This is a genomic window from Streptomyces blattellae, assembly GCF_009709555.1.
Lineage (GTDB): Bacteria > Actinomycetota > Actinomycetes > Streptomycetales > Streptomycetaceae > Streptomyces > Streptomyces blattellae.
Genome location: NZ_WJBG01000252.1, coordinates 93,350 through 106,112, shown reverse-complemented (window position 1 = coordinate 106,112; position 12,763 = coordinate 93,350). Strand labels below are relative to the sequence as shown.

9 protein-coding genes are annotated in these 12,763 nt (G+C 70.9%); 5 read left to right on the top strand and 4 right to left on the bottom strand.

Going from position 1 to position 12,763, the window contains the following annotated elements; all coding sequences use genetic code 11:
- The 3 genes from GFH49_RS38325 to glgB form a co-directional block, all read left to right on the top strand.
- The coding region (locus tag GFH49_RS38325) for an alpha-glucosidase C-terminal domain-containing protein (RefSeq protein WP_196218281.1) at positions 1–834 on the top strand (834 nt) is incomplete at its 5' end.
- Between the two features lie 96 nt (positions 835–930).
- Positions 931–2,313 (top strand): maltokinase N-terminal cap-like domain-containing protein, encoded by a 1,383-nt coding sequence (locus GFH49_RS38320; protein WP_155060662.1) that lies wholly within the window; start codon positions 931–933, stop codon positions 2,311–2,313.
- Positions 2,314–2,375: 62 nt separating this feature from the next.
- Positions 2,376–4,973, top strand: coding sequence for a 1,4-alpha-glucan branching enzyme (glgB, locus tag GFH49_RS38315; protein WP_155060661.1), 2,598 nt, complete (start codon positions 2,376–2,378; stop codon positions 4,971–4,973).
- Positions 4,974–5,045: 72 nt separating this feature from the next.
- Here glgB and GFH49_RS38310 read toward each other — a convergent pair whose 3' ends face one another.
- From GFH49_RS38310 to GFH49_RS38295, 4 genes are all read right to left on the bottom strand, one after another.
- On the bottom strand, positions 5,046–7,295 hold the full coding sequence (locus GFH49_RS38310; protein WP_155060660.1) for a HelD family protein: 2,250 nt from the start codon (positions 7,293–7,295) through the stop codon (positions 5,046–5,048).
- A 181-nt stretch (positions 7,296–7,476) separates the two neighbouring features.
- A complete protein-coding gene (locus GFH49_RS38305; protein ID WP_155060659.1) occupies positions 7,477–7,809 on the bottom strand; it encodes a thioredoxin family protein in 333 nt (110 codons plus the stop codon).
- Positions 7,806–8,192, bottom strand: a complete 387-nt coding sequence (locus GFH49_RS38300; RefSeq protein WP_155060658.1) for a MerR family transcriptional regulator — start codon at positions 8,190–8,192, stop codon at positions 7,806–7,808. The genes GFH49_RS38305 and GFH49_RS38300 overlap by 4 nt, the downstream gene beginning before the upstream one ends.
- Before the next feature lie 131 nt (positions 8,193–8,323).
- Positions 8,324–9,724, bottom strand: a complete 1,401-nt coding sequence (locus GFH49_RS38295) for a cation:dicarboxylate symporter family transporter (protein ID WP_196218283.1) — start codon at positions 9,722–9,724, stop codon at positions 8,324–8,326.
- 344 nt (positions 9,725–10,068) lie between these two features.
- On the opposite strand from GFH49_RS38295, the gene GFH49_RS38290 reads away from it, so the two are divergent.
- Positions 10,069–11,697, top strand: a complete 1,629-nt coding sequence (locus GFH49_RS38290; protein ID WP_155060656.1) for a sensor histidine kinase — start codon at positions 10,069–10,071, stop codon at positions 11,695–11,697.
- A complete protein-coding gene (locus GFH49_RS38285; RefSeq protein ID WP_155060655.1) occupies positions 11,694–12,383 on the top strand; it encodes a response regulator in 690 nt (229 codons plus the stop codon). Before GFH49_RS38290 ends, GFH49_RS38285 begins: the two co-directional genes overlap by 4 nt.
- The last annotated feature ends 380 nt before the right edge of the window (positions 12,384–12,763 follow it).

Genomic DNA, 12,763 nt, shown 5'->3' with positions numbered 1-12,763 from the left:
GTGATGCCCCGGATCTTCATGGCGGTACGCCGGGAATCCCGCTACCCCGTCTCCGAAATCCTCGCCAAGACCCCCGCGATCCCCTCCAACTGCCAGTGGGGCATCTTCCTGCGCAACCACGACGAACTGACCCTGGAAATGGTCACCGACGAGGAACGCGACTACATGTGGGCGGAGTACGCGAAGGACCCGCGTATGCGCGCCAACATCGGCATCCGCCGCCGCCTCGCCCCCCTCCTCGACAACGACCGCAACCAGATCGAGCTGTTCACGGCCCTGCTGCTGTCCCTCCCGGGTTCGCCGATCCTGTACTACGGCGACGAGATCGGCATGGGCGACAACATCTGGCTCGGCGACCGCGACGCCGTCCGCACCCCGATGCAGTGGACCCCGGACCGTAACGCGGGCTTCTCGTCCTGCGACCCGGGCCGGCTGTCCCTGCCGACGATCATGGACCCGGTCTACGGCTACCAGGTCACGAACGTCGAGGCGTCGATGTCGTCCCCGTCGTCGCTGCTGCACTGGACCCGCCGCATGATCGAGATCCGCAAGCAGAACCCGGCCTTCGGACTCGGCACGTACACCGAACTGCAGTCCTCCAACCCGGCGGTGATCGCCTTCCTGCGCGAGTACGAGGACGATCTCGTGCTGTGCGTGAACAACTTCTCCCGGTTCGCACAGCCCACCGAGCTGGACCTGAGCCGGTTCAACGGACGCCACCCGGTCGAGCTGTTCGGCGGGGTGCGGTTCCCTGCCGTCGGTCACCTTCCGTATCTGCTGACCCTCGGGGGCCACGGCTTCTACTGGTTCCGGCTGCGCAAGGACCCCGCGTAGGCACGGCCGAACATCCCGGGCGGGGCGGTTTCTCCCGTCCCGCCCGGGGCACGCATCAGTAACACCCCGACCACTCCGGGGAAAGGACGCGACGCCATGTCGGAAGCCGTCACCCGTTCCGTCACGACCGAGCCAGGTCTCCTTGCGTCACTGGATCCCCTGCTCAGGGAGTGGTTGCCGCGGCAGCGCTGGTTCGCGGGCAAGGGACGTCCGGTCACCGGGTTCTCGCCGGTGGCGGCCACCGAGCTGCTGCCGGCCGGCGGGAAACTGGGCCTGCACCATCTGCTGGTGCGCGCCCACCAGCCGCTCACGCTGGGCGCCCCGCCCCACCCCGGCGACTGCTACCAGCTGCTGATAGGCGAGCGTGCGGCGCTTCCGCCGCGGCTTGCGCCCGCGCTGATCGGGCATGTGACCGAGGGCCCGCTCGCCGGACGGACGGTGTACGACGCCCTGCACGACCCCCGGCCCGCCGACGTGCTCCTGGAGGCGCTGCGCACCCGGGCCCGCGTCGGCACCCTGCGCTTCGAGCGGGACGTGGAGCACGAGATCCGCTCCGGTCTGGTGCCCCGGCTGGTGACCGCCGAACAGTCCAACTCGTCGGTCGTCTACGGAGATACGTTCATTCTGAAGCTGTTGCGCCGGATCGTGCCCGGCGTCAACCCGGACCTGGAACTGCCCCTGGCGCTGGCCCGCGAGGGCTGCCCCCGGGTGCCCGCGCCGACGGCGTGGATGCTGGCGGACCTCGCCGACCAGACCTATGTGCTGGGCGTGCTCCAGCCGTTCATACAGGGTGCGACGGACGGCTGGGAGCTGGCGCTGCGCGAGCTGGCCAAGGGCGAGGACTTCGGCGCCGAGGCACGGGCGCTGGGGCGGGCCACGGCCGAGGTGCACACCGCGCTGGCCCGTGCGCTGCCCACCGTGACGCTCGGCCATACGCAGCTGCGGCTGCTGGTCGACGGCATGGTCGAGCGGCTCGACGCGGCCGTGCAGGCGGTACCCGCGCTGCGTCCGTACGCACCCGGGCTGCGCTCCGCGTTCGAGGCGCTGGCCGACCTGGCCACCGAAGGCCGCACCTGGACCGCCCAGCGCATCCACGGCGACCTCCACCTCGGCCAGTGTCTGCGCTCGCCCGCCGGTCAGTGGCGGCTGATCGACTTCGAGGGCGAGCCGTCCAAGCCGCTCGCCGAACGCCGGATGCCCCAGCCGCCCGTGCGGGACATCGCCGGGATGCTCCGCTCCTTCGACTACGCCGCCCACTCCGCCGACCCGCCCGCACCGGACTGGGCACGGACGTGCCGGGCCGCGTACTGCTCCGGGTACGCCGAGGCCGGCGGCGGCGATCCGCGCACCGACGCGGTGCTGCTGCGCGCCTACGAGACCGACAAGGCGATCTACGAAGTCGTCTACGAGGCCCGGCACCGCCCCGACTGGCTCCCCGTACCGATGTCCGCGGTACGCCGCCTCGCCGCGTCCGAGTGACCGGACCCGACCAGACCCGACCAGACCCACCTCACCTGACCTTCGCCGAGGAGGCCCCGCCCGTGACCCCCCGCACCCCGTCCGACGGTCCGCAGAAGACGGCAGAGGAGAACAGCGCCGCGAAGGAGACGAAGGCGGCGAAGGCGGCTTCGCCTGCGAAGAAGGTGGCTTCGCCTGCGAAGAAGGTGGCTTCGCCTGCGAAGAAGACGGCGAAGAAGGCCACGGCCGCGAAGGCCACGGCGAAGAAGACCGCTGCCAAGAAAGTGGCCACCAAGAAGGCGGCTGCCAAGAAGGCCACGGCGAAGAAGACCGCTGCGAAGAAGACGGACGCCAAGAAGCCGGTGGTGGCCAAGACGACCGCCGCGAAGAAGAAGATCCCGGCGCAGAAAACGGCCGCCCGGAAGGCCACGCCGGTGAAGGTCACCGCAGGTAAGGACCCCGCGCCGAACTCCGCCCCACCGCCGGAGGCTCCCGTCTCCCCCGCCGTCGACGCCGGTGACCGTGAGCGGCTGCTGAGCGGCACGCACCACTCCCCGCACTCCGTGCTCGGCGCCCACCCGGTCCCCGGCGGCGTCGCGTTCCGTGCCTTCCGGCCGTACGCACTGTCCGTGACGGTCGTCGCCGGTGATCTGCGGGCGGTGCTGCACGACAACGGGGACGGGTTCTTCTCGGGGCTGCTGCCGCTGCGTGAGGTGCCGGCGTACCGGCTGCTGGTGGCGTACGAGGGGTCGGTGCAGGACACCGAGGACGCGTACCGCTTCCTGCCCGCGCTGGGGGACCTCGATCTGCATCTGATCGGCGAGGGCCGGCACGAGCGGCTGTGGACGGCGCTCGGCGCGCAGCCGATGACCCACCAGGGCGTGACCGGGACCCGCTTCACCGTCTGGGCGCCGAACGCGCTCGGCGTCCGCCTGGCCGGCACCTTCAACTTCTGGGACGGCACCGGGTATCCGATGCGCTCGCTCGGCGGCTCCGGCGTCTGGGAGCTGTTCGTGCCCGGCACAGGAGAAGGCGAGCTGTACAAGTTCGAGATCACCCGCCCGGACGGTTCCAAGACCCTGCGCGCCGACCCGCTGGCCCGCCGCACGGAGATTCCGCCGAACACGTCCTCCATCGTGGACGCCTCGCACCACACGTGGGGCGATGCGGAGTGGCTGGCCGGGCGCGGACAGGTCCCCGCGCACCGGGCGCCCTTCTCCGTCTACGAGATCCATCTCCCGTCCTGGCGCCCCGGCCTGACCTACCGTCAGCTGGCCGAGCAGCTGCCGGCCTACGTCAAGGACCTCGGCTTCACGCACGTCGAGTTGATGCCGGTCGCCGAACACCCCTTCGGCGGCTCCTGGGGCTACCAGGTCACCGGCTTCTACGCGCCGACCGCCCGGCTGGGCACGCCCGACGACTTCAAGTACCTGGTGGACGCCCTGCACCAGGCCGGCATCGGCGTCCTGATGGACTGGGTCCCGGCGCACTTCCCGCGTGACGACTGGGCGCTGGCCGAGTTCGACGGCCGCCCGCTGTACGAACACGAGGACCCGCTGCGGGCCGCGCACCCCGACTGGGGCACCCTGGAGTTCGACTACGGCCGGCGCGAGGTGCGCAACTTCCTTGTCGCCAACGCCGTGTACTGGTGCGAGGAGTTCCACATCGACGGGCTGCGGGTGGATGCCGTCGCCTCCATGCTCTACCTCGACTACTCGCGCGAGCCGGGTCAGTGGCTGCCGAACGAGCACGGCGGCCGGGAGAACCTGGACGCGGTCGGCTTCCTGCAGGAGATGAACGCCACGGTCTACCGGCGGGTGCCGGGCGTCGTGACGATCGCCGAGGAGTCGACGGCCTGGGACGGCGTCACCCGCGCCACGCACCACATGGGGCCCGGCGGCTTCGGGGGCCTCGGCTTCGGCCTGAAATGGAACATGGGCTGGATGCACGACTCGCTGGGCTACCTCGCCCACGAGCCGGTCCACCGCAAGTACCACCACCACGAGATGACCTTCTCGATGGTGTACGCCTACAGCGAGAACTACGTGCTCCCGATCTCGCACGACGAGGTCGTGCACGGCAAGCGGTCGCTGGTGTCGAAGATGCCGGGCGACTGGTGGCAGCAGCGCGCCGGCCACCGCGCTTACCTGGGCTTCATGTGGGCCCACCCCGGCAAGCAACTCCTGTTCATGGGCCAGGAGTTCGCCCAGGGGGCGGAGTGGTCGGAGGCGCACGGGCCGGACTGGTGGCTGCTGGACCCGGCGTACGGGGCGGAGGCCGACCATCGCGGGGTACGGGACCTGGTACGCGACCTGAACACCGTCTACCGGGCGACCCCGTCCCTGTGGCAGCTCGACACCGAACCGGCCGGCTTCCAGTGGGTGGTGGGGGACGCGACCGAGGACAACGTCTTCGCGTTCCTGAGGTACGACGCGGAGGGCGTCCCGCTGCTGTCCGTCTCCAACTTCTCCCCGGTCGTCCGCCAGGACTACCGCCTCGGTGTCCCCGACGACGTCCCCGCCTGGCACGAGACGCTCAACACGGACGCCGGCCGGTACGGCGGCGGCGACGTGACCAATCCCGACACGATCAAGCCGGAACCGCAGGGATGGCACGGGCGGGCGGCGAGCATCCGCGTGACGTTGCCACCGCTGGGCACCGTCTGGCTGCGACCGGCCTAGGCCAGGCGGTTTCTCGCCCCGCCGCCCTTACCCGTCCCATCCCCAGGGGCTCCGCCCCCGGACCCCCGCTCCTCAAACGCCGGAGGGGCTGATCGGGCTGGTTCCGGCCAGTCCTCTCGGCAGCGGGCCCGTGTGCAGCACCCCCAGGCGCTGCGTCGCCCGGGTCAGCGCCACGTACAGGTCGCTCGTCCCGTACCGCCCCGGCTCCACCACCAGCACCGAGTCGAACTCCAGGCCCTTCGACTGGCGCGGATCCAGCAGCACGACGGTCTGTGTGAGGTCCGGCTCCGCGCCCGCGGAGACTCCGTCGAGCCGTGCGGCCAGCGTCCGGTGGAGTTCCCGCGGTGCGATGACCGCGAGGCGGCCCTCGGCCGGGGTCAGTTCCCCGACCGCCTTGGCGACCGCGCCGGGGATATCGTCGGTCGCCCGTACCCAGGGCCGTACACCGGTGGACCGTACGGAACTCGGCGGTTCGAAGTCCGGGTGCTCGGCGCGGACGACGGCCGCCGCGAGGTCCATGATCTCGGCGGGTGTGCGGTAGTTGACGCCGAGGCGGGTGTGCTCCCAGCGGTCCTCGACGTACGGCTGGAGGATCTTCTGCCAGGAGCCGACGCCCGCCGCCTCCGCTGTCTGCGCCGGGTCGCCGACCAGCGTCATCGAGCGGGTGGGGCTGCGGCGCATCAGCAGCCGCCACGCCATCGGCGACAGCTCCTGCGCCTCGTCGACGATGATGTGCCCGAACGCCCAGGTCCGGTCGGCCGCCGCGCGCTCGGCGGCGCTGCGGTGGTCGTCCTCCTCATGGCGTTCGGCGAACCGCTCGGCGTCGATGATGTCGTGCGCGGACAGCACCTCGGAGGCGTCCGGGTCGTCGTCCTGCTTGTCCTCGAACTCGTAGGTGCGGGACGCGTACGACACGTCCAGCACGCCTTGCGCGTACGACACCTGCCGCTCGCGTTCCCGTTCCGCGCGCGCCCGCGCCAGACGGTCGTCCTCGCCCAGCAGTTCGGCCGCCTCGTCGAGCAGCGGTACGTCCGCCACCGTCCAGGCGCGGGTGACCGGGCGGCGGACGGCGGCCGCGTCGGCGTCGGAGAGGTACCCCTCGGGCTCGGCCAGGAAGTCCGCGACCAGACGGCGCGGGGTGATCCTGGGCCACAGCTGGTCGATGGCGGACCAGACTTCGGGGTTCTCGGCCAGCTCGTCGCGGATCTGGGTGATGTCGGCGGCGTCGAGGAGGCTCGTACCGTCGTACGGGTCGGTGCCGACGCGCTCGGCGTACAGCTCGGTGAGCGTGTTGAGGATGTGGCCCTCGAAGTGCTCGCGGGCCGCGTTGTGCGGAAGCCCGGCGGCGCGGGTGCGCTCGCGGGCGACGCCGACCAGGCCGTCGTCGAGCATCAGGATCTCGCGGTCGTGCTCGATCGCGATCACCGGGTCGGGCAGGGCGGCCCGGTCCCGTACGACCCGGGCCAGCACGTCGGCCATCTCCGCGCGGCCCTTCACCGCCGCCGCCTCGGGCGGGTCCGCCGCCGTAGCCCGTACGCCGGGGAACAGCTCGCCGACCGTGGCGAGGAGCACGCCGGTCTCGCCCAGCGAGGGCAGCACCTCGCCGATGTAGCCGAGAAAGGCGGGGTTGGGGCCGACGATCAGGACGGCACGCTTGGCGAGCAGTTCGCGGTGCTCGTAGAGGAGATAGGCCGCCCGGTGCAGGGCCACCGCCGTCTTGCCGGTGCCCGGTCCGCCTTCCACCACCAGCACCCCGCGGTGCGGTGCGCGGATGATCTCGTCCTGCTCTGCCTGGATGGTCTGCACGATGTCGGTCATCCGGCCGGTGCGCGCGGAGTTGAGCGCGGCGAGCAGCACGTCGTCGCCGGCCGGGTCCTCGTGGCCGGTGCGGGTGGCGTCGCCGATGTCGAGGAACTCGTCGTGCAGGGCGGTGACCCGGCGGCCGTCGGTGCTGATGTGCCGGCGGCGGCGCAGGCCCATCGGGGTATGGCCGGTGGCCAGGTAGAAGGGGCGGGCGACGTCGGCACGCCAGTCGATCAGGACCGGAGTGCGTTCGGCGTCGCCGGCGCGCAGGCCGATCCGGCCGATGTGGTGGCTGACGCCGGAGGTGAGGTCGATCCGGCCGAAGCAGAGGGAGCCGTCCACCGCGTTCAGCGCGGCGAGCAGACCGGAGCGTTCGGCGACGAGGATGTCCCGCTCCAGGCGGGCCTGCATGGGTGTGCTGCCCTGGGCGAGCGCGTCCGTGACGGAGGCCTCGGTGTCGCCGCGCAGCGCGTCCACGCGCGCGTACAGCCCGTCGAGGAATTCCTGCTCGCGGCGCATTTCATCGTCTTGCAATTCGCTGTTTGACAATTCCGCTCCCGCCCGGATATACTGTGCTCATTAAACTTCTTCGCGACAGCCACCTTGAACGACAATCACCTCGAAGTCGCGAACCATTAAATATACGCAAAGAAATCCCCCGAGCGCAATTGCCCGGGGGATTTCTTTCGTCTTCGGCCGGCTACAGCACGTCGGCGAGTTCCTCCAGCAGCCGCCGCTTGGTCCGCGCGCCCACCATCGACTTCACCGGCTCGCCGCCTCGGAAGACCATGAAGGTCGGCATCGACAGCACCTTGTACGCGTTCGTGATCTCCGGGTTGGTGTCCACATCCAGCTGGACCACCTTCAGGCGGTCTCTCGTCTCGTCGGCGAGGGCGCTGAGCACCGGCCCCATCTGCCGGCACGGCGGACACCAGTCGGCGGTGAACTCCACCAGCACCGGAAGATCCGCCCCGATCACCTCCGCGTCGAAATCCGCGTCCGTCACCTCGGCCACGCCCGCCGCCTTGATCACAGTTCCCGCCCTCCCAGTTCGCACAACGGTGGTTCGCCCCCGGCCGTCGCCAGCCGCACTCCGATCTGCGCCCGTACCGTCTGAAGCTCCCCGATCAGTGCGTCCAGTTCGTCCAGCTTCCGCCGGTACACCGCGAGGGAGGCAGGGCACGCGTCGCCCTCGGGGTGCCCGGCCCGCAGGCACTCCACGAAGGGCCGGGTCTCCTCCAGGTCGAACCCGATGTCCTGCAGCGTCCGGATCTGCCGGAGCAGCTTCAGGTCGTCCTCGTCGTACGTCCGGTAGCCGTTGCTCCCGCGCCGCGCGGGCAGCAGGCCCCGCGACTCGTAGTACCGCAGCGTCCGCGTCGTGGTCCCGGCCCGTGCGGCCAGCTCGCCGATTCGCATGCCTACGAACGTAAGCCTTGACGCCGACGTCAGGGCAACGGCTCCTTGGCGAGGAACGGAGTGGCGGAACGGACCGAGCGGCCAGGCTGCGGGGGAGCACCTGGCCGCTCGGGGTATCGCAGGAGTGGCGGCTACGCCTTCGCCAGTTCCTTCTGCTCGGGCGTCTCCACGGGCGATTCGTGGTCGTCGTCCAGCAGGGTCTGCTCGTCGAACGGGAGCCGGCCGGCGAGAACCTGGTCCACCCGCTCCCGGTCGATCTCCTTGGTCCACGTACCGACCAGCACCGTGGCGACCGCGTTGCCCGCGAAGTTCGTCAGGGCGCGGGCCTCGCTCATGAAGCGGTCGATGCCGACGATGAGACCGATGCCGTCGACCAGCGCGGGCTTGTGGGACTGGAGCCCGCCCGCCAGGGTGGCGAGACCGGCGCCGGTGACACCCGCCGCGCCCTTGGACGCCAGCAGCAGGAACAGCAGCAGCGGGATCTGCTCGCCGATCGACATCGGCGTACCCATCGCGTCGGCGATGAACAGCGACGCCATGGTCATGTAGATCATGGTGCCGTCGAGGTTGAAGGAGTAGCCGGTCGGAACGGTGATGCCGACCACCGGCTTGCTGATGCCCAGGTGCTCCATCTTCGCGATGAGCCGCGGCAGCGCGGACTCGGACGACGAGGTGGACAGGATCAGCAGGAACTCCCGGCCCAGGTACTTGAAGAGGGAGAGGATGTTCAGGCCCGCGATCATCTTCAGCAGCGCGCCGAGCACGATGAAGACGAACAGGAAGCAGGTGATGTAGAAGCCGACCATCAGGATGGCGAGGTCCCTCAGCGCGTCCACGCCGGCCGATCCGACGACGGCCGCCATGGCACCGAAGGCACCGACCGGAGCCGCCCACATCACCATCGCGAGGATACGGAAGACCAGGCGCTGGATGTGCTCGATCCCGCGCAGGACCGGCTGTCCGGCGGAGCCCATGGCCTGCAGCGCGAACCCGGCGAGCAGGGCGATCAGCAGGGTCTGGAGCACCTCGCCCTCGGTGAAGGCGGAGACCATCGTGGCCGGGATGATGCCGAGCAGGAACTCGGTGGTGCTCTCGGCCTCCGCGTCGACCTGTGCGTGACCGGCTTCCCTGACCGCGTCGGTCACCGCGAGGCCGGAGCCCGGCTCCAGGAGGTTGCCGACGATCAGGCCGATGCCGAGGGCGACCAGCGACATCGTCAGGAAGTAGCCGAGGGCGATACCGCCCACGGCGCCGACCTTCGCGGCCTTCCGTACCGAGCCGATGCCCAGCACGATCGTGCAGAAGATGATCGGCGAGATCATCATCTTGATCAGGTTCACGAACCCGGTACCGATGGGCCTCAGCTCGACGGCGAAGTCGGGCGCCACCATGCCCACGACGATGCCCGCGGCCACCGCGGCGATCACCGCGATGTAGAGGTAATGGCTACGATCCCGTTTGGCTCGGGGTGCGGCAGGTGCCCTGTCGGCTGCGCTGGTCACGGCGGCCCTCCTTGACGACGTCGTCGGCATCACCGGCGTGCGGCTCACGTCCGGGAAGTTGCGGGGTTTTTGGGGGATCCGCCCGGGAGCGGTGCTCCGCGGGCTGCCGTGACTATCTCCCGCCCTGTGAGGGCGGTCACCCTTCCGTTCATTTAGTTCATACGGGGGCCGCGTCCGGCGAATCAGGCCGGACGGACGGCGCGCTTCCTCATCGTCACAGGTGAGCGGGGTTGTGCGGGTGCGGGTGCAGGGCGGAGGCAGGCGTCGGCGCGGAGCACCGGCGACCGACGGCAACGCCGCGGATGCGCGGGCCGAACCCCGCGTCTCCGGCATGAGCCGTCGGACGGGCCCACCGTCGGAGGCACACTGACGACATGCACGTACGCCTCCCGAGACCCCGCAGCCTGGCCGGCCAGCTCTTCGCCGTGCAGGCCGTGCTGCTCACGGTCGTGGTGCTCGGGTACGCGCTGTTCACCTATGTCAGCGACCGCGACCAGGCCGAGGACGCGGCGGGGCGCCAGGCCATGGGCGTGGCCCGCTCGGTCGCCGACTCCCCCTCCGTACGGGAGGCGATCCGCACCGACGACCCCAGCGCCCGGCTCCAGCCGTACGCGCTGCGGGTCATCGAGGACGCCGACGTCGACTTCGTGACGATCATGAACCCGCAGGGCATCCGCTGGACCCACCCCGACAAGGACGAGATAGGCGAGCGCTTCCTCGGCCATATCGAGCCGGCGCTGCGCGGCGAGTCCTTCACCGAGACCTATACGGGCACGCTCGGCCCGTCGGTCCGGGCGGTCACCCCGGTCCGGGACGGCGGGGAGGTCGTCGGCCTGGTCAGCGCGGGCATCAGGGTCGAGGCGATCAGCAAGCGGGTCCAGGGCCAGCTGACCGCGCTGATCGGCGTCGCGGCCGGCGCCCTCGCCCTGGGCGCGATCGGCTCCTACGTCGTCAACGCCCGGCTGCGCCGCCACACCCACGGCATGAACGCGGCCGAGCTGAGCAACATGCACGACTACCACCAGGCCGCCCTGCACGCCGTACGCGAAGGTCTGCTGATGCTCGACGGGCAGTACCGGGTGGCGCTGATCAACGACGGGGCGCGGGAACTGCTCGGGGTGAGCGAGGAGGTGATCGGCCGCTCGGTCGCCGACCTGGGCCTGCCCGCCCCGCTCACCGGCGCGCTGCTGGCGTCGGAGCCGCGGGTGGACGAGGTGCATCTGACGGCGGACCGGGTGCTCGTGGTGAACACCTCGCCGGTGTCCGGCGGCGAGCGGCGCGGGACCGTGGTGACCTTGCGCGATGTGACCGAACTCCAGTCCCTCATGGGCGAGTTGAACTCCGAACGGGGCTTCACCCAGGCGCTGCGCTCGCAGGCCCACGAGGCGGCGAACCGCCTCCACACGGTGGTCTCGCTGATCGAGCTGGGCCGCGCGGAGGAGGCCGTGGACTTCGCCACGGCCGAGCTGGAGCTGGCGCAGGCGCTGACCGACCAGGTGGTGGCCGCGGTGAGCGAGCCGGTCCTCGCGGCCCTGCTGCTCGGCAAGACGGCGCAGGCGAACGAGCGGGGCGTGGAGCTGGAGGTGTCGGAGGACAGCCGCCTGGACGACGGACTGCTGCCCGCGTCGCTGCCCGCGCGGGACCTGGTCACCATCCTGGGCAACCTGATCGACAACGCGGTGGACGCGGCGCAGGGCAGCGTACGGGCGCGGGTGACGGTGACGGCGTACACGAAAAGCGGTGAGCTGGTGCTGCGGGTGTCCGACACGGGTGCGGGCGTCGATCCCGCGCACGCGGAGGCGGTCTTCCAGCGCGGCTTCTCGACCAAGCCTGCGGGTCCGGGCGGGCGGGGGCTCGGCCTGGCCCTCGTGCGGCAGGCGGTGACCCGGCACGAGGGGAAGCTGAGGGTGGCGGAGGCGGCCGGGGGCGGGGCCGAGTTCGACGTGCGGTTGCCGTTGAATAGGCCGGTGTCCGAGCATGCGGTGACCGGAGGTGGCGGATGACAGCGGCCCAGCAGCCCATCCGGGTCCTGGTCGTGGAGGACGACCCGGTGGCCGCCGACGCGCATGTGATGTACGTCGGCCGCGTCCCCGGCTTCGTCGCGGTCGGCAAGGCGCACACCGGCGCTCAGGCGCGGCGCGCGCTGGACCGTACGCCGGTGGATCTGCTGCTGTTGGACCTGCACCTGCCCGATGTGCACGGCCTGCAACTGGCCCGCTCGCTGCGGGCGGCCGGCCATCACGCGGACGTGATAGCGGTGACGTCGGCGCGGGATCTGACGGTCGTCCGCGAGGGCGTCTCGCTGGGCGTCGTGCAGTACGTCCTCAAGCCGTTCACCTTCGCGACCCTGCGCGACCGGCTCGTGCGGTACGCCGAGTTCCACGCGGCGGCGGGCGAGGCGAGCGGCCAGGACGAGGTCGACCGCGCCCTGGCGACCCTGCGCGCCCCGAGCCCGGCCGCCCTGCCGAAGGGGCTGAGCGCCCCGACGCTGGAGCGGGTGTCGGTGGCGCTGCGGGACTGCGGTGACGGCCTGACGGCGACGGGCGTCGCGGAGGCGGTGGGGATCTCCAGGATCACCGCCCGCCGGTATCTGGAACATCTGGTGGACGCGGGACGAGCGGCACGCAGTCCGCAGTACGGGACCGTGGGGCGGCCGGAGTTGCAGTACCGGTGGGTGAAGGGGCAGTGAAGGGCGGTCAAGGGGTGAGGGGTTCCCGGAGGCGTGGCGGGACAGCGAGCGTCGGGATTGCGCCGCGCGTTCTCGATCTTCACATGGTCGGCCGACGCGTTGACCATGACGAACTGGCCTTCGATGTCCGCACACATGGACGAGACGGGCAGTATGCCGTCCGGACCCACCGTCGAGCGGCGCCGGACGTCCGGCGCGAGCGGACTCTCGCGAATATGCCTCTTTACCTTGCCGTTCGTCATGTGCCCGCCGTCCTTGACGCCCACTCGGACGGGTCCGGCGTCGTCGGGACCATGCGCGCGGCAGGGCGACGGACGATCTTCGGCCACCTCACACTTCTCGGACATGCGACCGAAAGCGCACCTTCCCACAATCCGTGA

What these genes read in the sequence shown, in the direction of transcription:
- GFH49_RS38320 (WP_155060662.1), top strand. Translation starts at nt 931, where the DNA reads ATGTCGGAAGCCGTCACCCGTTCCGTCACGACCGAGCCAGGTCTCCTT.
- GFH49_RS38310 (WP_155060660.1), bottom strand. Translation starts at nt 7,295, where the DNA reads ATGCGCCGCGAGCAGGAATTCCTCGACGGGCTGTACGCGCGCGTGGAC.
- GFH49_RS38300 (WP_155060658.1), bottom strand. Translation starts at nt 8,192, where the DNA reads ATGCGAATCGGCGAGCTGGCCGCACGGGCCGGGACCACGACGCGGACG.
- GFH49_RS38295 (WP_196218283.1), bottom strand. Translation starts at nt 9,724, where the DNA reads ATGCCGACGACGTCGTCAAGGAGGGCCGCCGTGACCAGCGCAGCCGAC.
- GFH49_RS38290 (WP_155060656.1), top strand. Translation starts at nt 10,069, where the DNA reads ATGCACGTACGCCTCCCGAGACCCCGCAGCCTGGCCGGCCAGCTCTTC.
- GFH49_RS38285 (WP_155060655.1), top strand. Translation starts at nt 11,694, where the DNA reads ATGACAGCGGCCCAGCAGCCCATCCGGGTCCTGGTCGTGGAGGACGAC.